Genomic DNA, 19,238 nt, shown 5'->3' with positions numbered 1-19,238 from the left:
GTCACTGCCGCCGCAGCTCCCATATCCAGTAGCGTATCGTGTTAATCAGCCGCGGCCCGAGATAGCGCAATTGCCGCGCCTCGGCCGCTGCGGCGCGCGCTCGCGAACAAGGTATGCGGTCGATATAGGGACCGGTGATGCTGAAATCGTGCTGCTTTCGATAAGCCAGCATCGCCGCGATAAACTCCGGCTCTCGGCGGAAGCGACGCGCGACCTTCTCGACTGACTGACCAGCCTCTAAGCGCCGAAGGGCCTCAATCCCTTCGTCCCATGTCAGTTTGTGCGTGTATACGCGACGCGGTTTTCCGAACATGGCTAGCATCCTGCATCACGGAGCGATTGGCTTTAAGAGGCTGCCTTAAGCGGGTGAAAAATCAATCTGCCGCGAAAGATTGGAGGTCATTGAAAATGTCTCTCCACCGCTCGTCGCTCATCTTGAATCCGGCGAAATACCTCAGGAAGAACGCGCCCTCGGTTGCGAGAAGCGCAATCCGCTCCCTGCGCTCCGCGTCTGTAGTTGCGGCGAGGTCCCCGAAGCGCGCAGCGTACCAGCTCAACATGATCTTGTTGTCATCGCCAGCACCGGTAAGTGCGGCAAACAGGTTCGCAACGCGACGATGGGCGTCGGCCGTTTCTTCCGCTGTCGTTCTGATATGTGCACTGACGCGCTGCGAGCGAACCGGGTTCTGTCCGGCCACAGCCTCGAACCGAAGCTGCTCCTTTGCGATCCAGCGTTGAAGCATGGCCTCGATCATCGCTTCGCGAGTTTTGAAAACAGACTGAACCGTCGCTTTCGATATGCCCGCGACTTTGGCGACACCGCCAAAGGTCAACCCGGCGGTGCCCTCGGCCGACATGACGGCCTCCGCAACGTCTAAAAGCTGATCCCGATCGACAGTCCGTGGCCGTGCCATGATTTCCCTTGCCTTGGTTTAGATACGATCGTACTATAACGGATAGGAGGTCGCGATCAAGGCGATTCCGCGAGGGTTACGATGCAAAAACGTGTGGTCATTGTTGGGGCGGGCTTTGGAGGCCTAGCGGCTGCGAAGGGGCTTGTCGGTGCTCCCGTCGATGTGACGCTCATCGACCGCACCAATCATCACCTGTTTCAGCCATTGCTGTACCAGGTCGCGACTGCTGCCCTGAACCCATCTGATATAGCCGCCGCAACCCGCAGCCTTTTCGCACCACGCGATAACGTGCGCGTGCTCATGGACGAGGTGCAGGCGATCGACACCGCTGCACAGAAGGTCAAAACCAGCGAGAGCGGCGAGCTGCCGTTCGATTACCTGATTTTGGCAACCGGTGCCGATTACAGCTTCTTCGGAAATGACCGATGGGCCGAGCATGCTGCCGTCGTCAAGACGATGGAGGATGCGCTCTCCATTCGCGAGCGGTTGCTTGCGGCCTTTGAGCAAGCGGAGAAGGAGCCTGATCCCGCGGAGCGTGCCCGCCTGCTGACGTGTGTCGTTGTGGGCGGCGGTCCGACTGGTGTCGAAATGGCCGGCGCAATTGCAGAGCTGGGGCGCACGTCGCTCGTCGCCGATTACCGGTACATCAAGCTCGACGAAATTAGGATCATCCTAGTCGAGGCGGGGCCGCGGATTCTCGCAGCCTTTGAGCCACGACAATCCGAGCAAGCTCTCAAGGCGCTTGGCGACCTTGGCGTTGAGGTCCAGCTCGCCGCTTCTGTCAGCAATATCGACGATCGCGGCGTCACGATCGGCGATCGGTTTATCCCGGCAGCAAACGTCATTTGGTCAGCCGGAACTAAGGCGCGGCCCTCCGCAGCGTGGATCAATGCGGCCGCGGCCCGGAACGGTTCGATCATCGTCGAGCCGGATTGCTCCGTGCCAGGTCAACCTACGATCTTCGCAATTGGCGATGGCGCGAGCTATCAGGACACAGATGGTAAGGCCCTGCCGGGGCTTGCGCCTGTAGCGAAACAACAAGGCCGCTACGTCGCGAAGCTGATCCGCGCACGTCTGGCCGGCGCGCCGCTGCCTGGTCCTTTCAAGTATCGCAATTGGGGCATGATGGCTGTGGTCGGCCGCTCGAAAGCGATCGCAGATTTCGGATCGATCAAACTCAGCGGCTTCGTCGCGTGGCTAACCTGGTCACTCGTGCACTTGATGCTCCTGATCGACTTCCGAAGCCGCAGCTCGGTCTATCTCGCCTGGTCGTATGCTTGGTTCACGCGCGACCGGATCGCGCGCCTGCTGACACGCAAGTCAGTCCCGAATTTTCAAACCCTATCAGCACAGGAAAAAAGAATATGAGCTGGATTTATCTTGTAGCAGCCGGCCTGCTAGAAATTGGATGGCCTGTAGGCCTGAAAATGGCTCAAGCTCCCGCGACGCGGATCACCGGCATCCTAGTCGCGATCGCTTTCATGGCAGCGAGCGGCTTCCTGCTGTGGCTCGCTCAGAAGCACATCCCGATCGGCACCGCTTATGCGGTTTGGACCGGCATCGGTGCCGCGGGCACGTTCCTTGTCGGCGTGATGTTCTACAATGATCCTACGAGTATCACGCGCTTTATTGGAATCGCGCTGATTATCGGCGGCGTGATAACGCTGAAATTCGGCCACTAAGCGCCAGCAATGAAAGCTTTGAGTTGGCTACTGCCAGGAGTGGTTCTGTTGTGTTGGGCCGCCTTCTGCCACTTCTACCGCCATTTTCCGCTGCTGCTGACCATCGTCATGGCGATTGTGGCTGTCTTGATGATGCTCGGGGCCGGCGCTGTGCACCTGTTCGAGAAGTGGAAAATATAGGTTGTAGTCCCGAAAGGCCTCCCTTTCGGGACGGCTCGACCGGTCCTGCAAAAACAAATGCTTGCGCGTCCCGAAAGGGGTGTGTCAGAATCAAGTGTGAAAATCGGATACGCCCGCGTCTCCACGGAGGAGCAAAACCTAAGCCTGCAGCGCGATGCGCTCGAGCGGGCTGGGGTCGCGCGCGTGTTTGAGGATCATGCCGGCGGGGCGTCTAAATATCGCCCTGGCCTGGATGCAGCTCTCAATATGCTTGGGCCTGGCGACACGCTTGTCGTTTGGAAGCTCGATCGCCTCGGCCGAACGGTCCAGCACCTCATCAATCTGGTGCATGACCTGGGCGAGCGCGGTATCGAGTTCGTGTCGTTGTCGGAAAACATCGATACGACGACGGCCGGGGGGCGCTTGGTGTTTCACATGATGGGGGCGCTCGCCGAATTTGAGCGGTCGCTGATCGTCGAGCGGACCAAGGCCGGCATGGCGTCGGCGCGGTCGCGCGGCCGGCACCTGGGTCGATCGCCAAGTCTGAACCCCTCAAAGGTCGAGCATGCGCGCATGCTGATCGACAGCGGTGCGTCCGTCTCCGATACGGCGCGCACGCTCAACGTCGGCCGATCGACGCTATATCGCGCGCTGCGCGCCGAAGGTGCGCCGGCATGACGAAGCGCATCAAAGCGACAATCAATCCTGCTGTTCTAACCTGGGCGAGAGAGACGGCCGGCTTCGACCTGACGGCCGCGGCCTCAAAAGTCGATATCGACGAGGAAAAGCTCGCTGCTTGGGAAACCGGCGACGATCAACCTTCTATCCCCCAGCTCCGTAAACTGGCCGAAGCCTATAAGCGGCCGCTCGCGGTGCTGTATCTGCCGGAACCGCCAACCACCTCATTCCAGGCAATGCACGATTTCCGGCGCTTGCCCGATCTGGGCCTGCGTAGTTTCTCGCCGGAGCTGACGCTCGAAATCCGGCTCGCACAGCAACGGCGCGAATTGGCTCTCGAGCTGTTCGAGGATGGTGACGAGGTTCCTGCCTCTTTCAAAGTCGAGACGACGATCGCCACCAACCCGGAAACGGCTGCGGTCGCGCTCCGCGACGCGCTCGGCGTCGACTATGATCTGCAATCACATTGGCGCGATCCGCGCGTCGCTTTCCTGGCATGGCGCGCGAAGATTGAGGAGCTGGGCGTGCTCGTCTTCCAGGCCTCCCGCATTGCAAGCGAGGAGGCCTCTGGCTTCGCCTTTTGGTCTGATGTGTTGCCGTTCATGGTCATCAATCGGAAGGATGCCTATGCGCGGCGCACCTTCTCGATGTTCCATGAACTCGCGCATCTGATGCTCCGGCAAAGCGGCGTCTCCGATCTGGATATCGAAGGCCCTCGCCCCGCTGATGACGAAAAGATCGAAGTGTTCTGCAACCAGGTTGCCGCTGCGGCCCTGATGCCGCGCGATCTGTTCCTCAAGGAGGCGTCGATCGCTGCAAAGGGTAATGGCCGGCACGAGTGGGACGATGCGACTGTGCAATCGCTATCGCTCACCTACGGGGTATCTCGCGAAGCGATCGTGCGTCGGCTGCTGACGCTCGGCCGAACGACGGACGCATTCTACAGGCGCAAGCGCGCTCAATATGCGGTCGAGTTTCAGCAACAGCGGCAACGCGAGCGGGAGAAAAATGAGGGCAAACCGATCCCGCGGAACATGCCACGCGAAACGGTGGCCGATTACGGCAAGCCTTTCGTGCGTCGGGTGATCGAGAATTATCACCTCGATCGGATCAGCCTCTCGGACGTGTCAGGATATTTAGGCGTGAAGGTTCGCCACGTTCCCGGCATTGAACAGCAACTAGGCTATCGCTGATGCCCGCTGCTGGCCCGCCGATCTACTGTATCGACACCAGCTCGCTAGTGCATGCGTGGCGGCGCGCCTATCCTCCGAAGCGGTTCAGCGGCCTCTGGAACGCCTTCGATCAACTCATTGACGATGGCCGCCTGGTCGCGACGATCGAGGTCTATCACGAGCTGAAAAAGAAGGATGATGAGATTTTCGAGTGGGCCAAGGTCCGCAAGGAATCCATGTTCCTCGAAATTGATGACGACGTGCAGGGCGAGGTCGTCCGCATCATGCAGACCTATCCGAAGCTGGTGGACACCGGCAAAGGAAAGTCAGGCGGTGATCCTTTCGTGATCGCCCAGGCATTGGCCGGCAATCCCCGCCTTGTGGTCGTGACGCAAGAGGCTGGCGGCACGGCCGATAAGCCTCGCATCCCGTTCGTTTGTGATCGGGAGGGCGTGCGCCACATCGATCTGCTGACGCTGATCGAGGAAGAGGATTGGAGCTTCTGATCGCAAGACGGAAACCGACAGGTCATCGGCGTCCGCTCCGCTCTACATGCTATGTTCGTATGCCATTACGCCAGAGTGCAGATTACCCGGCGTCCTGCTTCATAGGACACTGGTGACTGGTCCCGATCGGACTTCCATGTCCATGCGCGATCGGACGCTCACGTCCACACGGCAACCATTGAAAGTAGCGCACTTCCGACGGATATAGCGTCCATCGAGGAAACGCGAAATGACGAAAACGATCACGCCCATCACGCCGACCAAGGTCGTGCCGATCAAGCCCAAGGCTGACACGCGCAAGGCGTCGGAGAAGAAGTACGGCAAGCCGGTCATGGACCTGGGCTTTTGCATCGTGCCTTCGCTCCTGATGCAGGCGCAGGCCCGGCTGGGTATCAACCCGGTGCAGTTCAACATCATCATGCACCTGGCCGATATTTGGTGGGATGCGGCGCATCGTCCATGGCCCAAGAAGCAGCTCCTTGCTGAGCGCATGGGTATGAGCGAGCGTCAAATTCAGCGGCAGATTGCCGAGCTGGAAAGCGCCGGCCTGGTGCAGCGTGTCGAACGCACGCGCCCTGGCCGCGGCAAGACGAGCAACGAATACGATCTCTCGGGCCTGGTAAAGAAACTGCAGGCGCTTGAGCCGGAGTTCACCGAGATGAAGCAGGAGAACCAGAAGCGGCGCAAAAACGTCGCCCTGCCACAGCATCGCCGCAAGGCGTAGGTTCCAGGGGCGGGCCTCACCCGCTCCTGCGCCTCGTACATCGGGCAACAGCCCCGTCCATGTAGCAGCATGAACGGGGAGAGGTTTCCGAGGCTTGAACCGTCCGGGGCGGCTCGCGAGTGATCGCGGGCCGCCTTTTCTATGTAGCGGAGCAAGTGCTCGGCGTCATCCCTGCGCTAGGCAGCATTTCGCCATTGGCTTGGCGATCGCCGCGGCCGGAAGTTTACTACCTTCCGCACAGTGGCCCCTAGAGAGGGGCTTACGCCAGCCCGCTTGCCCCATACCTGGCCCTGGGGAGCATAGACCTTCTGCAGGTAGAAATGGTCGACGAAGCCCGGATCGGTGCCCTTCACGATGTATTTGGCGAGCTGCTTGTGCGTGTCCTCGCGCACGCCCTGCACAACGCAATCTGATGGGCCGCATTTGCCCTGCGCTTTCTCGATCCACCGGGGGAGCTTCGCCTCAAACTCGGCACGTAGGTCGTCGGGGACATGCAAGGCCCAATTGACGTGTGGGTGCGTGCCGCTCGGGTTCTCCATCGCGTAGATGTACATTGGAGGCACGATGCCGAGGCTTCGCTTCTTGGTCCGATAGTTGAGCCAATCGCGGTATTTGTGGCGGATCGCCTCGAAGATGGCTGCAGCTGATACCTTCATCGTCTCATGCAGGTTAATGACAATGTAGAGGTTGAGCGGCGACCCGATCTCGAGCGCATAATCGAATGCCCGGAAGACCGATTGTGTGACGCGCCGGTTGATGTGCTCGGATTGCCGGAGCGGCCTGCCTTCCTTCAACATTCTGGGCATGTCTTAGCCACCTATACCAAGATAGTGTGGTCGACCCTTAGCCCAAGCTGGCGAGCAGTGCTAGAACATTATGGCAACATCGGCCGATTATCAGCCGATAGCTGCTTTCGGGTCGATATGCGTTCTCGTGCTGCAGGTGTCGGCAACGCGATCGGCTTTGCCATAGATTTCAACCTGGCCGCCTTCGTTCCGCACTGTGCCGTTGACCATGCCGTGCACGATCGCCGTCGCGCCTGGCTTCACGATCAGGTCGCCTGTCACCATGCCGTGCAAGTAGAGCGTGCTACCAGCCTCAACGGTCGCCTCGACTGTAATCATCCCGTTCACGCGCATATTGCGATCGATAATGAAGGGGCCTTCGATCTTATCTCTTATGATTTGCAAGGCATCCTCCTACAGTAAATTCCCCTGCTCGGTCGCCTTTGGCTTGCCGGCATAGGGTGCGACGTTGATCTCCCCTGCCCGCGCTCGGGCCTGAGCGATGTCGTAGCGACATTGCATGTGAACCAGCTCCTCCATGCTTACCCCGAAAGCCTTCTCAAGCCGGATGGCCATTTCAGGCGAAAGGGCTGCATTTCCATTGAGGAGGTTTGAAAGGGTCGGTCTGGTCACGCCAAGCGCCTTTGCGGCCTCGCTCACAGTCAGCCCGCGGGGGTCAATAATGGCCGCACGAATATGTGCGCCTGGATGGACTAGATCACCATCATCGAGGGTAGTGCCTGGATCAGACATAGGATTTGCTTAGCAGGAAGTCGGTTCGGCGTAAAGTTACGCGCTACACTTACCCCCATTCCTTTGTTCGATTAGAACAAATTGGACCATTCCTTCGTCCCGACCTAGCTCCTGCGGATCGACGCGCACAGCGGCAGGCAAGTCCTGTAACCCCGAAGGGGCCGAGCTGGCAGGGAGCGAAGCGACCGAAGCGAGGGGACTTGCCAGAGCGAGCACGTTGATATGCTGGTGGCGTAGTCGGGAAAAGAAAGCATCGGCCTTCGGCCGATTCCATTTATGCCGCCTTCGGCGGCCCGCCGATTTCAGCGAAAGAGTCCGCGGCCTGGATTGACCAACCCGAAGCCATAAGGGCTTCCATCGCTTCAATATGGGTGCAACGCGAGAAAGGTGTATACACCTATACACGAATTTTCTCTATGTGTTATATAGTGTTAGAATCTGTGTTACGCCCGAAAAAACTAGCATTTCTCGTATTTATATCAAACGCTTAGAACGAACGCCGGTGGGTGATAACACGATAAACGGTGGGTGATAACACGATGATTGGTGGGTGATAACACGATGGGATGAGCCGTAGTTATCCACATGCTGGTGGGTGATAACACGAATGGATTTGCACCGGTGGGTGAAAGCACGATAGCCTCTCCTGGTGGGTGAAAACACGAATCAAGATGATCGCTCCCCTCTCCTGCCGGATCGCTATCCGCAGCAGGATTTTTTCGTCTGCGATATCTTCGATGCAGCTCCCAAGGGCGACATGGCTTCGATGGAGCACCCCATTTTCAGCGTCGCGACCAAACCCGATTTTAACAAGCGGGCTTATGAGCACGGCGATGCGATCTTGCGCGTGACGCCTTCCGGCAATGGGCTGGCTACAGTCCATGATCGTGATGTTCTGATCTACTGCATTAGCCAGATTATGGGCGCGCTCAATCAAGGCAAGAAGGTCAGCCAGGTTGTAAGGTTCAAGGCCTACGATCTCCTTGTTGCCACCAATCGTGGCACGGACGGCCGCGGCTATGAACAGCTCAAGGCAGCGTTCAAACGCCTGCAGGGCACACAGATAGAAACCAACATCACTACGGGCGGTGAAACACAGTGGGACGTGTTCAGCCTGGTCGATCGCGCCTCGATCATCCGCGAGAGTTTCGACGGCCGCATGATCGACGTGGAAGTGAAGCTCTCCGATTGGGTCTTTAATGCGATCAAGGCGAACGAAGTTCTGACGCTCAATCGCCGTTATTTCCGGCTTAGGAAGCCTCTCGAGCGGCGGCTGTATGAAATAGCCCGCAAACATTGCGGCTGGCCGGGTAAGCCGGTGACATTCGGCCTCGACACGATCCAAAAGAAGTGCGGATCGCAGTCGACTGCGAAGGAATTTAAGCGCCTCCTGAAAACGATCGCCGCTCAAGATGCTCAGCATAGCCATTTTCCTGACTACGCTTTGACGTTCGACGATGCCAAGGATCAGGTGACGTTCTCCCCTAGGCGTAAGGCCTTGGAGGCAGCGAATGATGCTGAGCGGCCACGGATTACCGACAGAGGCCGTGAAGGTGGCCGGCGCTTCGCCCCTGGATATGATATCTATGCGCTTGAAAGCGATTTCATGGCCTTCTGGCACGAAAGCGGCTGCAAGCCGCTCAAGAGTGCGGACGCGGCCTTCATCGGCTTCTGCAAGCAAAGAGCTAAGCGGAACCCGATGCGCTGATCTTCATGGGTGAAAGCACGATTGCTGGTGGGTGATAACACGATAAATGGTGTATACACTTATAACCCTATACACCCGCAAGGCGCGCTTTGCCCTTTTTCACGAAAAGGTCGTTAAGGGCTTCGGTTAGAAGGTTCTGCAGGGTTGTATCTTCCTCGGCCGCAATGATGCGGAGCTGCGTCGAATACTCCGGCGCGAAATGCCCTCCGATCAGCTTGGTCGACGCCCTGCTCGGCTTCGGTGCAGCCTTCGCCTTTCCGCTCCTGGTCGTCTCGCCGGCATTGGCGGCCGCTTTCACGGCGATAGCCTTGCGGGGCTTCGGCTGCGTAGGGGTTTCAGGCTCGGCGGCCGGGGCCGCCTTGGCCCGATCAAGCATTGCTTGCAGAGAGTTTCCGGCCATTCTTCACCTTCTCGTCTTTGTATAGGGCTATACGCGTATAGGTGTATAGCTTTTGAATTTCATCGGCTGCAGCGCCGTTGGGTTCAAATTCCTGCACGGCCTGGCCGGAACCTTGGGCGCGAAAAAAGGCCTTCCTGTTTCCGATCGTCACAGGACAGACAGCCGCGCCTAGCTCCTCGATCGCCGCGATAGCGTCGCGGGTTTCCTGGCCCTGGGGTGGGACAAAGGTCAGCACCACGGCAAATGGCTTCTTCTGCTCGCGTACCACATCGAGCGTATGCGTCATGCTCATGGTGTCGAACACGGCCGTCTTTGTCGGCACGATCACGAAATCCGAGTGCTTCGTCGCCTCGAAAGTCACGTCCCGCGCGACAGCCGCGCCGTCGATGATAACGAGGTCGGTGCCGGCGTCGGCACAGGCCTTAATCATCGCGCCAAGCCGGATTGGCTGAACCGAGATTACGGCCGGCGTTTCCTGGTTCCGAACGTCCTTCCAAAAGGAGGCCGTCGCCTGGGGATCGATATCGATGATGGCGACGCGCTCGCCGGCCTGTTCGGCGGCTACCGCGAGACAGGTGGCGAGGGTGGTCTTACCAACGCCGCCTTTCTGGGAAAGAACTGCTAATACCTTCATGGGAGTCCTATAGGTCTATAGGTGTATACACTTATAGACCTATAGGATCATGGATGCCGATTCAGGTCAAGCGGGAGAGGGACCGCCACGGCCGCGATCATTTGCCGCGGCGCGATCGGCGCTGCGGCCGATGCTGGCGTCCTTGTTAAAGGCGCGAAGTGCGTCGGTCATTTGCCCACGATCGCGCTCGCGATCGGCTTCGCGATCCTGCCGGCGATTGTCGGCTTGGCTCTCGGCCTCCTTGTGCCGCTCCTTCATGCTGGCGAGACGTTGATCGCGTTCCTGCACGATATCTTGGCGAGCGGCCGCATAGTCCGCTTTCACGGCCTCCTGCTGCATCTTGCGATCTGCTTTGTAGTTGCGGGCGAAATCCTGCCGCTCGCCCTTATGGACGCGGGAAAGGGCTTTCCGTGCCTCGTCGCGGCGTTTCTTCAACGTGCCGGTGAAATCCAGCATGACGGCGATCCGGCGAAAGACCTGGGATTCCTTCTTGGCGAGGTCGCGTCGTTCCTGCTGCTGGCGATCACGCAGTCGAGCGCGGGCAGGGGCATAGGCCTCGCGCGTGATCGCCGCGGCCGTTTTCTGCTCTGCCTTCTCCTGGTCGCGCAGCTCGCCAAAGCGGCCGCGATACTGGCCGATCAACCGCCGGCGCTCGAGCGTGCGTCGACGGCCGTCGACGGATAGCTCGCGCTCGAGCACCCGATCCTTGCCGCGCTGTTCCTTCTCCCATTTCGCCCAGGTGCGCGTCACCATGTCGGGCGATCGCACGTTGCGTTCGAGATTCATGTCGATGATCTCGGCATGACGCTCGAGCCTGGTGCGGCCCGCGTCGATCATTGGGTAATCGATCTCGCGGCCGCGGCCGTCCTTCTTCACCTTAGAAACCGGACGCTGCACATTGTTCTCGATGTGCTGCGCGCGTGGGCCGATATGGATCGTGGCCGTGCGCTCGATCCCTTGAGCCTCGAGCGTGCGGCGATCGATGCGGGCCTCATGGCCCGCCCGCTCAAGGTGGCTGTTGCAGACGGTTTCCCATCGTTCACGAACCCACTCGACAGCCTTCGGCTCGAGGCCAGCCTTCTCGCGGTCGCGGGAGCTGTCCGAAAGCCTAAGCACCCGCTTCTTGCTGTCGATATCGCGATCGCGCACGAACACGTGCGCGTGTGGGTTGTGCCGATCCTCGCCCGTCTGATGGATGCCGGCATACCAGGGCACGCGGCCTTGAGTGAGCTGGCCCATGAAGTCGCGGACCAACTCGGCGCGCTGATCGGGGTTCAGCTCCCGCGGAAGGGCGAGCCTGATCTTATCTCCGAGGCGTGCATTTTTGCGATCGTCGCCCTCCTGCCGGTCCATCCACTGGCGGGCCTCAAGTGGCTTTTCGGGCATGTGTTCACAAAGGATGACAGGCTCGGCCGTGGGGCGGCCGATGTAGGCGAGGTGCGCCCCTGCGGTCCCCCCGGCGTGGGTGGACTTGCCGATCGAAGCGATGTTGCAACTGTAAATCGCCACAGCAGCGGGGGCCTCCAAACCGATCGCGAACTCAACACAAAAGCACGTGTTCTCATCCGCAATCGGTTGGCGCGCGCGCACGCTTCTCGACTGCGCTCACCTCGGAGATTTTGCGATCTGGCGGCTGGCCGGCCGGTCCTGATCGCGCCACCTCCGGGTGGCACCGGGACCGCTGACACGGCCCCGGCTATGGGGGTCCAGGGGGTTTCAACCCGCCTGGTCGGGAGGGTGTGGGACGCCGAGACGGCCCACTCGGGCAACGCCCGACGCACACGGGTTGCAAAGCAACCCAAAAGTGCGCCCTCCTCTTTTCATAATATCACCACAGCCCCCAAGCTGGCAACTTTGGCACAACGCCTCAGCCGCCTTCTCTATCCAGGGCGGGACACCGATAGGTGTGGGACCAATAAGCAGGCCGAACGCCTTGCACCGTAAACTGAGAGCTGTGCGACGATGTTCTTCAGCCGGTAGCGATCAGCATGCCGGACGGGAATCGAACCCGTATCACCCAGTTGCGAGACGTGGTGCTCTGTCCATTGAGCTACCGGCACATCGTCAGCAGGCACAGCTCGAAGGCGGTCAAGGCCGGCCTTCCACCAGGGCGGGCTACCGTGTTATGATCACAATACAGTTGCGAACGTGGGGCGGGGTGGCCGATTGGTCGCCCCGTTGTCGTTTGCGGGATGGGCGATAGGATCGCTGCTGTGTCTCTGACGAACGACTTTCCGCGCGGCCATGATGCTGCCCCGGAGAAGTCGGCCAAGCTCGCAACGGCGGCCTGGTCGACCGATGCGCCCCTATGGTGTGAGGGAATGATCTGGCTTGGTCGGCGTGATGATGGCGCAGCGATCGGGAACGACGACAATCGCCACATGCTGACGATCGCCGGCTCTCGGGCTGGCAAGGGCACCTCGGCGATCGTTCCGAACCTCTGCCTCTGGCCTGGGAGCTGCGTCGTTATCGACCCTAAGGGCGAAAACGCGGGCCTGACAGCCGAGACGCGATCGAAGCGGGCAGGGCATGCCGTCGTTGTGCTCGATCCTTTCGGCGAGGCCGATGTGCCCGCGGCTCTGCGAACCCGTTTCAACCCGCTCGAGCTGATCGACGTCGCGGCCGATGATGCGATCGACGTCGTTGCGGCGATCGGCGACGCTCTCACGGTTGGGAGCGATTCCGGCAATGACGTTCATTGGACGGAATCGGCGCGCCAGACCATCGAGGCGGTGATCCTTCACGTCGCGGCGAACCGCTACGAGAAGGATCGCTCCCTAGTTCGCGTTCGGCAGCTCCTGACGCTCGGCGATGTAGAGGCGGCCGAACGGTTCACGGAAATGGGTCGCGATCGCGCGTCAATCGAGGCTCATGCCAAAGCGATCGCTAAGGGCAAGTCGGAAACCGACGCCGATGCGGAAGCAGCGATCGCGGCGGCCGAGGTGAAAGACGTTTCCCCCTTTGCCGCGCTCTGGTCTGTCATGGCGAACAACACGGCCGAGAATGAAGCGGTACGCGACGTAATCGCCGGGGCCGCCAACTCGATACGGGAAATGGGTGACAACGAGCGGGGAAGCATCCTCTCGACCGCTCGGCGCAATACGAAGTTTCTGGATTCTCCCCGCATGCGCGCCTGCGTGTCGGGGAAGGGCCTCAATATCGATCGCTTGAAAACCGACGCGGCCGGGCTGTCGCTCTATGTCTGCCTTCCCGCCCGCTTCCTTCCGACGCATGCCCGGTTCCTACGCCTGGTCCTCAACCTGACGCTCTACCGGATGGAAGCTCTTGGCCTCGCGCCGTCCACAGGTCGGCCGGTCCTTTTCATCCTGGACGAATTTGCCGCACTCGGCCGCCTCGAGGTGATCGAAAAGGCGGCCGGATTGATGGCGGGTTATGGCGTGAAGCTGTGGCCGATCCTGCAGGATCTCGGCCAGATTAAGCGGCACTACAAGGAAAGTTGGGAGACATTCGTCGGCAACGCCGGCGTGCTCCAATTTTTCGGTAATACCGACCTGACGACACTCGAATGGGTGTCGAAGCGTATGGGGCAAATTGAGGTCGGCCGGGAGACGATCGGCCGATCGATGGCGACGACAACAGGCCGCACGAAAAGCCAAGGTCAGACAGTCAGTGAGGGCTGGTCGCTATCGTCGGGAACGGCAGAAGGCCGATCGGCGATGGCTGATCTGCAGCGCATTGCGACGCGTGACGGTGGGGCGAGCCTGGGTGCCTATATCGCCCGCGTCGGCGCGAGCGAGGTATCGCACTCACAAAACTTTTCTAAGCAGGACGGCATAACGGGCGGCACGAGCACGCAACGGGGTGACGGTAGCTCATCGGGCACGAGCGAGACGGAAAGCTCGAGCGAAGCGATCCACCTGGCCGCGCTCATGTCGCTCGATGAAATCGCCCGCTTCTTTGATCGCGATACGGGCCTGCAGATCATCTTTAGAGGCGGCAAGGCGCCCGTCGCATTGCGACGGACGCCCTACATGAACGACGATCAGTTTACTGGCCGATACCGCTCGACGGGAGAGCAGGCGCGCCGTTCGTAGCCAAGTCAGAGTTAGCGACGAGCTGCGCGGGATCAGGCACCTCGGCCATGAGCGCGTTGATACGCTGTCCCACCTCGCCAGTGCGCGTATTCTCAAGGTCTGACTTAATCTTCTCGCGTGCCTGGTCGGCAGCGGCGCAAGCACCATCGCCAGCACCAAGAGCGCAAAAAATGTCGCCATAGGTGGCGATGATCTGATTGCCTGCCGACGCGCCCGCCACGGCCTGGGTCTTGGCGGCCTGGAGCTGCGCCTCCATACCAAGCCCTGCCTGGGCGATCATGTTGGCGCGCTGATAGAGCGCCTGATACGCCCCCACGATCCGCTGCTGGTCGGCCTGTAGCCGCGCTATCTTCTCTTGCAGGGCATATTCCGCCTTGGCCGCGCCATTGCGCTCGGCCTCGGCAAGCTTCTCACGGTACTCTGCCTCGGTCATCTGTACGCCGTCAGGCGCAACGCCCATCTTTCCGTTGAAGACACCCGTCTCGAACTTGGCCTCGGCATAAGCGAGCAGCTCGAACGGCCCTTTTCCTGGGGCTGCGACAGACTGCCAAAAAATCAGAAAAGCGGCGAGGGCTAGGCCTCCACCTGCCAGCATGCCCATAAGCCGGCGAAGCTGCCGGCCCATCGAAATTTGAGCGACACCGCCCCCACCATAGCCGCCTTGCATGGGAACAGGACCGCGCCCTTGTTGGGGCATAGGCCGCACGTTCTCGAACTCGGGCATTTCAGGGAGAGGGGGAGCCTCGCGAAGATTCGTCGCCATTGCATAAGCCTTTCGGTTCGGGGCGACATGCCGTCGCCCCAGGGATGGGGTTGTCGGTCATTTCTTGCTCCGTCCGATCGGCCCGCAGAGCGGATCGATCTCTCTGCCGATGGCAACGCCTCGGCTCCATGGCGGTATGGTGAGCGCCAATATCAAACAGCGGTCTGGTGGGCGCTGTGCATGGAAAGATGATGCTTAATCGATCGATTGTGAAGATGGATTCTCACTCCACGCCTCGACCTTCGTGTCGAGGGGAGTGAACCGTATCGTGCGGATTAGACGCACGACATCGTTCCAGAATTTTGCGTAAAGCGTGCCCTTCGCCGCCATCGCGTAAAGCCGTGCCTCATACATAACATCGAGGGCGCTCTTGATCTGTTGTCGCAGCTCGGCGACCATCTCCTCGGGCTTTGCATCTTCCACGACTTCGACAAGCGTGCCGCTCGTCAGATAAGGCGGCGCGTGAAGGTAGCAGATGACGTAATATTCAGCCACCTCGAGCGGTATGCCGCACACCTCAACCATGAACCGGATGAGATTGCACCACGGCTCGAGCTTGATGGTTTCGCCGTCCTGCTCGGCAAAAACGATGTAGTGGCTATAAGCTTCGCGATCCTTGACCGCCTGGGCCTCTACCGCGTCGGGATGATGGCTGCGGCCAAGCATGGCCGCCCATCGAGCATAGGCAAGGTCTGCTTCCTCAAGCGCCTCGGCACTGACATTGCGCCGTTCCTCCGGCATCTTGTGAAACCAATCCATGCGCTTTCCCTGCCCGTCACTGCCGCCGCAGCTCCCATATCCAGTAGCGTATCGTGTTAATCAGCCGCGGCCCGAGATAGCGCAATTGCCGCGCCTCGGCCGCTGCGGCGCGCGCTCGCGAACAAGGTATGCGGTCGATATAGGGACCGGTGATGCTGAAATCGTGCTGCTTTCGATAAGCCAGCATCGCCGCGATAAACTCCGGCTCTCGGCGGAAGCGACGCGCGACCTTCTCGACTGACTGACCAGCCTCTAAGCGCCGAAGGGCCTCAATCCCTTCGTCCCATGTCAGTTTGTGCGTGTATACGCGACGCGGTTTTCCGAACATGGCTAGCATCCTGCATCACGGAGCGATTGGCTTTAAGAGGCTGCCTTAAGCGGGTGAAAAATCAATCTGCCGCGAAAGATTGGAGGTCATTGAAAATGTCTCTCCACCGCTCGTCGCTCATCTTGAATCCGGCGAAATACCTCAGGAAGAACGCGCCCTCGGTTGCGAGAAGCGCAATCCGCTCCCTGCGCTCCGCGTCTGTAGTTGCGGCGAGGTCCCCGAAGCGCGCAGCGTACCAGCTCAACATGATCTTGTTGTCATCGCCAGCACCGGTAAGTGCGGCAAACAGGTTCGCAACGCGACGATGGGCGTCGGCCGTTTCTTCCGCTGTCGTTCTGATATGTGCACTGACGCGCTGCGAGCGAACCGGGTTCTGTCCGGCCACAGCCTCGAACCGAAGCTGCTCCTTTGCGATCCAGCGTTGAAGCATGGCCTCGATCATCGCTTCGCGAGTTTTGAAAACAGACTGAACCGTCGCTTTCGATATGCCCGCGACTTTGGCGACACCGCCAAAGGTCAACCCGGCGGTGCCCTCGGCCGACATGACGGCCTCCGCAACGTCTAAAAGCTGATCCCGATCGACAGTCCGTGGCCGTGCCATGATTTCCCTTGCCTTGGTTTAGATACGATCGTACTATAACGGATAGGAGGTCGCGATCAAGGCGATTCCGCGAGGGTTACGATGCAAAAACGTGTGGTCATTGTTGGGGCGGGCTTTGGAGGCCTAGCGGCTGCGAAGGGGCTTGTCGGTGCTCCCGTCGATGTGACGCTCATCGACCGCACCAATCATCACCTGTTTCAGCCATTGCTGTACCAGGTCGCGACTGCTGCCCTGAACCCATCTGATATAGCCGCCGCAACCCGCAGCCTTTTCGCACCACGCGATAACGTGCGCGTGCTCATGGACGAGGTGCAGGCGATCGACACCGCTGCACAGAAGGTCAAAACCAGCGAGAGCGGCGAGCTGCCGTTCGATTACCTGATTTTGGCAACCGGTGCCGATTACAGCTTCTTCGGAAATGACCGATGGGCCGAGCATGCTGCCGTCGTCAAGACGATGGAGGATGCGCTCTCCATTCGCGAGCGGTTGCTTGCGGCCTTTGAGCAAGCGGAGAAGGAGCCTGATCCCGCGGAGCGTGCCCGCCTGCTGACGTGTGTCGTTGTGGGCGGCGGTCCGACTGGTGTCGAAATGGCCGGCGCAATTGCAGAGCTGGGGCGCACGTCGCTCGTCGCCGATTACCGGTACATCAAGCTCGACGAAATTAGGATCATCCTAGTCGAGGCGGGGCCGCGGATTCTCGCAGCCTTTGAGCCACGACAATCCGAGCAAGCTCTCAAGGCGCTTGGCGACCTTGGCGTTGAGGTCCAGCTCGCCGCTTCTGTCAGCAATATCGACGATCGCGGCGTCACGATCGGCGATCGGTTTATCCCGGCAGCAAACGTCATTTGGTCAGCCGGAACTAAGGCGCGGCCCTCCGCAGCGTGGATCAATGCGGCCGCGGCCCGGAACGGTTCGATCATCGTCGAGCCGGATTGCTCCGTGCCAGGTCAACCTACGATCTTCGCAATTGGCGATGGCGCGAGCTATCAGGACACAGATGGTAAGGCCCTGCCGGGGCTTGCGCCTGTAGCGAAACAACAAGGCCGCTACGTCGCGAAGCTGATCCGCGCACGTCTGGCCGGCGCGCCGCTGCCTGGTCCTTTCAAGTATCGCAATTGGGGCATGATGGCTGTGGTCGGCCGCTCGAAAGCGATCGCAGATTTCGGATCGATCAAACTCAGCGGCTTCGTCGCGTGGCTAACCTGGTCACTCGTGCACTTGATGCTCCTGATCGACTTCCGAAGCCGCAGCTCGGTCTATCTCGCCTGGTCGTATGCTTGGTTCACGCGCGACCGGATCGCGCGCCTGCTGACACGCAAGTCAGTCCCGAATTTTCAAACCCTATCAGCACAGGAAAAAAGAATATGAGCTGGATTTATCTTGTAGCAGCCGGCCTGCTAGAAATTGGATGGCCTGTAGGCCTGAAAATGGCTCAAGCTCCCGCGACGCGGATCACCGGCATCCTAGTCGCGATCGCTTTCATGGCAGCGAGCGGCTTCCTGCTGTGGCTCGCTCAGAAGCACATCCCGATCGGCACCGCTTATGCGGTTTGGACCGGCATCGGTGCCGCGGGCACGTTCCTTGTCGGCGTGATGTTCTACAATGATCCTACGAGTATCACGCGCTTTATTGGAATCGCGCTGATTATCGGCGGCGTGATAACGCTGAAATTCGGCCACTAAGCGCCAGCAATGAAAGCTTTGAGTTGGCTACTGCCAGGAGTGGTTCTGTTGTGTTGGGCCGCCTTCTGCCACTTCTACCGCCATTTTCCGCTGCTGCTGACCATCGTCATGGCGATTGTGGCTGTCTTGATGATGCTCGGGGCCGGCGCTGTGCACCTGTTCGAGAAGTGGAAAATATAGGTTGTAGTCCCGAAAGGCCTCCCTTTCGGGACGGCTCGACCGGTCCTGCAAAAACAAATGCTTGCGCGTCCCGAAAGGGGTGTGTCAGAATCAAGTGTGAAAATCGGATACGCCCGCGTCTCCACGGAGGAGCAAAACCTAAGCCTGCAGCGCGATGCGCTCGAGCGGGCTGGGGTCGCGCGCGTGTTTGAGGATCATGCCGGCGGGGCGTCTAAATATCGCCCTGGCCTGGATGCAGCTCTCAATATGCTTGGGCCTGGCGACACGCTTGTCGTTTGGAAGCTCGATCGCCTCGGCCGAACGGTCCAGCACCTCATCAATCTGGTGCATGACCTGGGCGAGCGCGGTATCGAGTTCGTGTCGTTGTCGGAAAACATCGATACGACGACGGCCGGGGGGCGCTTGGTGTTTCACATGATGGGGGCGCTCGCCGAATTTGAGCGGTCGCTGATCGTCGAGCGGACCAAGGCCGGCATGGCGTCGGCGCGGTCGCGCGGCCGGCACCTGGGTCGATCGCCAAGTCTGAACCCCTCAAAGGTCGAGCATGCGCGCATGCTGATCGACAGCGGTGCGTCCGTCTCCGATACGGCGCGCACGCTCAACGTCGGCCGATCGACGCTATATCGCGCGCTGCGCGCCGAAGGTGCGCCGGCATGACGAAGCGCATCAAAGCGACAATCAATCCTGCTGTTCTAACCTGGGCGAGAGAGACGGCCGGCTTCGACCTGACGGCCGCGGCCTCAAAAGTCGATATC

General features: G+C 60.0%; 25 protein-coding genes and 1 tRNA gene. 13 read left to right on the top strand and 13 right to left on the bottom strand.

The window, feature by feature from the left end:
* Position 1: 1 nt before the first annotated feature.
* Both ABC419_RS16720 and ABC419_RS16715 read right to left on the bottom strand, forming a co-directional pair.
* Entirely contained in the window at positions 2-313 is a 312-nt protein-coding gene (locus ABC419_RS16720) for a hypothetical protein (protein WP_412878033.1), read from the bottom strand.
* A 61-nt stretch (positions 314-374) separates the two neighbouring features.
* Positions 375-914 carry a TetR/AcrR family transcriptional regulator gene (locus tag ABC419_RS16715; RefSeq protein WP_412878032.1) on the bottom strand — a complete coding sequence of 180 codons (540 nt, stop codon included), beginning with the start codon at positions 912-914 and terminating at the stop codon, positions 375-377.
* 81 nt (positions 915-995) lie between these two features.
* Between ABC419_RS16715 and ABC419_RS16710 the strand changes: the two genes are divergently transcribed.
* The 7 genes from ABC419_RS16710 to ABC419_RS16680 all read left to right on the top strand — a co-directional run bounded on the left by ABC419_RS16710 (position 996) and on the right by ABC419_RS16680 (position 5,835).
* Positions 996-2,282 (top strand): NAD(P)/FAD-dependent oxidoreductase, encoded by a 1,287-nt coding sequence (locus ABC419_RS16710; protein WP_412878031.1) that lies wholly within the window; start codon positions 996-998, stop codon positions 2,280-2,282.
* Entirely contained in the window at positions 2,279-2,596 is a 318-nt protein-coding gene (locus ABC419_RS16705; protein ID WP_412878030.1) for a DMT family transporter, read from the top strand. Before ABC419_RS16710 ends, ABC419_RS16705 begins: the two co-directional genes overlap by 4 nt.
* A 48-nt stretch (positions 2,597-2,644) precedes the next feature.
* Complete coding sequence (locus tag ABC419_RS16700; RefSeq protein WP_412878292.1) at positions 2,645-2,776, top strand: hypothetical protein; 132 nt, start codon at positions 2,645-2,647, stop codon at positions 2,774-2,776.
* A gap of 96 nt (positions 2,777-2,872) precedes the next feature.
* Positions 2,873-3,433, top strand: a complete 561-nt coding sequence (locus ABC419_RS16695) for a recombinase family protein (protein WP_345880517.1) — start codon at positions 2,873-2,875, stop codon at positions 3,431-3,433.
* Positions 3,430-4,626: an ImmA/IrrE family metallo-endopeptidase gene (locus ABC419_RS16690; RefSeq protein WP_345880519.1), complete on the top strand. Its 1,197-nt coding sequence runs from the start codon at positions 3,430-3,432 to the stop codon at positions 4,624-4,626. The genes ABC419_RS16695 and ABC419_RS16690 overlap by 4 nt, the downstream gene beginning before the upstream one ends.
* Complete coding sequence (locus ABC419_RS16685) at positions 4,626-5,111, top strand: DUF4411 family protein (RefSeq protein WP_345880521.1); 486 nt, start codon at positions 4,626-4,628, stop codon at positions 5,109-5,111. The genes ABC419_RS16690 and ABC419_RS16685 overlap by 1 nt, the downstream gene beginning before the upstream one ends.
* A gap of 229 nt (positions 5,112-5,340) precedes the next feature.
* Entirely contained in the window at positions 5,341-5,835 is a 495-nt protein-coding gene (locus tag ABC419_RS16680) for a helix-turn-helix domain-containing protein (RefSeq protein ID WP_345880523.1), read from the top strand.
* A gap of 176 nt (positions 5,836-6,011) precedes the next feature.
* Here ABC419_RS16680 and ABC419_RS16675 read toward each other — a convergent pair whose 3' ends face one another.
* The 3 genes from ABC419_RS16675 to ABC419_RS16665 form a co-directional block, all read right to left on the bottom strand.
* Positions 6,012-6,632, bottom strand: a complete 621-nt coding sequence (locus ABC419_RS16675; RefSeq protein WP_412878028.1) for a hypothetical protein — start codon at positions 6,630-6,632, stop codon at positions 6,012-6,014.
* Positions 6,633-6,731: 99 nt separating this feature from the next.
* Positions 6,732-7,025 carry a polymer-forming cytoskeletal protein gene (locus ABC419_RS16670; RefSeq protein ID WP_412878027.1) on the bottom strand — a complete coding sequence of 98 codons (294 nt, stop codon included), beginning with the start codon at positions 7,023-7,025 and terminating at the stop codon, positions 6,732-6,734.
* A 9-nt stretch (positions 7,026-7,034) separates the two neighbouring features.
* Positions 7,035-7,373 (bottom strand): HigA family addiction module antitoxin, encoded by a 339-nt coding sequence (locus tag ABC419_RS16665; RefSeq protein ID WP_412878026.1) that lies wholly within the window; start codon positions 7,371-7,373, stop codon positions 7,035-7,037.
* Positions 7,374-8,022: 649 nt separating this feature from the next.
* On the opposite strand from ABC419_RS16665, the gene ABC419_RS16660 reads away from it, so the two are divergent.
* Positions 8,023-9,081, top strand: a complete 1,059-nt coding sequence (locus tag ABC419_RS16660; protein WP_412878039.1) for a replication initiator protein A — start codon at positions 8,023-8,025, stop codon at positions 9,079-9,081.
* A 67-nt stretch (positions 9,082-9,148) separates the two neighbouring features.
* Here ABC419_RS16660 and ABC419_RS16655 read toward each other — a convergent pair whose 3' ends face one another.
* From ABC419_RS16655 to ABC419_RS16640, 4 genes are all read right to left on the bottom strand, one after another.
* Positions 9,149-9,481, bottom strand: coding sequence for a ribbon-helix-helix domain-containing protein (locus ABC419_RS16655; RefSeq protein WP_412878038.1), 333 nt, complete (start codon positions 9,479-9,481; stop codon positions 9,149-9,151).
* A complete protein-coding gene (locus ABC419_RS16650; protein ID WP_395488474.1) occupies positions 9,450-10,115 on the bottom strand; it encodes a nucleotide-binding protein in 666 nt (221 codons plus the stop codon). The genes ABC419_RS16655 and ABC419_RS16650 overlap by 32 nt, the downstream gene beginning before the upstream one ends.
* A 66-nt stretch (positions 10,116-10,181) precedes the next feature.
* A complete protein-coding gene (locus ABC419_RS16645; RefSeq protein WP_412878037.1) occupies positions 10,182-11,624 on the bottom strand; it encodes a MobA/MobL family protein in 1,443 nt (480 codons plus the stop codon).
* A 478-nt stretch (positions 11,625-12,102) separates the two neighbouring features.
* Positions 12,103-12,175, bottom strand: a tRNA-OTHER gene (locus tag ABC419_RS16640).
* A gap of 153 nt (positions 12,176-12,328) precedes the next feature.
* Here ABC419_RS16640 and ABC419_RS16635 point away from each other — a divergent pair.
* Positions 12,329-14,170 (top strand): type IV secretory system conjugative DNA transfer family protein, encoded by a 1,842-nt coding sequence (locus ABC419_RS16635; protein ID WP_412878036.1) that lies wholly within the window; start codon positions 12,329-12,331, stop codon positions 14,168-14,170.
* On the opposite strand, the gene ABC419_RS16630 is transcribed toward ABC419_RS16635, so the two are convergent.
* The 4 genes from ABC419_RS16630 to ABC419_RS16615 all read right to left on the bottom strand — a co-directional run bounded on the left by ABC419_RS16630 (position 14,124) and on the right by ABC419_RS16615 (position 16,621).
* Positions 14,124-14,933, bottom strand: coding sequence for a hypothetical protein (locus ABC419_RS16630; protein ID WP_412878035.1), 810 nt, complete (start codon positions 14,931-14,933; stop codon positions 14,124-14,126). The genes ABC419_RS16635 and ABC419_RS16630 overlap by 47 nt on opposite strands.
* A 195-nt stretch (positions 14,934-15,128) precedes the next feature.
* Positions 15,129-15,692: a protein kinase family protein gene (locus ABC419_RS16625; protein ID WP_412878034.1), complete on the bottom strand. Its 564-nt coding sequence runs from the start codon at positions 15,690-15,692 to the stop codon at positions 15,129-15,131.
* A 16-nt stretch (positions 15,693-15,708) separates the two neighbouring features.
* Positions 15,709-16,020 carry a hypothetical protein gene (locus tag ABC419_RS16620; RefSeq protein ID WP_412878033.1) on the bottom strand — a complete coding sequence of 104 codons (312 nt, stop codon included), beginning with the start codon at positions 16,018-16,020 and terminating at the stop codon, positions 15,709-15,711.
* A 61-nt stretch (positions 16,021-16,081) separates the two neighbouring features.
* Positions 16,082-16,621, bottom strand: a complete 540-nt coding sequence (locus ABC419_RS16615) for a TetR/AcrR family transcriptional regulator (RefSeq protein WP_412878032.1) — start codon at positions 16,619-16,621, stop codon at positions 16,082-16,084.
* A gap of 81 nt (positions 16,622-16,702) precedes the next feature.
* On the opposite strand from ABC419_RS16615, the gene ABC419_RS16610 reads away from it, so the two are divergent.
* The 4 genes from ABC419_RS16610 (at position 16,703) to ABC419_RS16595 (ending at position 19,140) form a co-directional block, all read left to right on the top strand.
* Positions 16,703-17,989 carry an NAD(P)/FAD-dependent oxidoreductase gene (locus tag ABC419_RS16610; protein ID WP_412878031.1) on the top strand — a complete coding sequence of 429 codons (1,287 nt, stop codon included), beginning with the start codon at positions 16,703-16,705 and terminating at the stop codon, positions 17,987-17,989.
* Positions 17,986-18,303, top strand: a complete 318-nt coding sequence (locus tag ABC419_RS16605; RefSeq protein WP_412878030.1) for a DMT family transporter — start codon at positions 17,986-17,988, stop codon at positions 18,301-18,303. The genes ABC419_RS16610 and ABC419_RS16605 overlap by 4 nt, the downstream gene beginning before the upstream one ends.
* A gap of 48 nt (positions 18,304-18,351) precedes the next feature.
* Complete coding sequence (locus tag ABC419_RS16600) at positions 18,352-18,483, top strand: hypothetical protein (RefSeq protein ID WP_412878292.1); 132 nt, start codon at positions 18,352-18,354, stop codon at positions 18,481-18,483.
* 96 nt (positions 18,484-18,579) lie between these two features.
* Complete coding sequence (locus ABC419_RS16595; protein ID WP_345880517.1) at positions 18,580-19,140, top strand: recombinase family protein; 561 nt, start codon at positions 18,580-18,582, stop codon at positions 19,138-19,140.
* Positions 19,141-19,238 lie beyond the last annotated feature (98 nt).

It is taken from the genome of Brevundimonas phoenicis, from assembly GCF_047237745.1.
Classification (GTDB): Bacteria; Pseudomonadota; Alphaproteobacteria; order Caulobacterales; family Caulobacteraceae; genus Brevundimonas.
The sequence above is the reverse complement of the archived record's forward strand: the minus strand, read 5'-3'. Positions and strand labels throughout refer to the sequence as shown.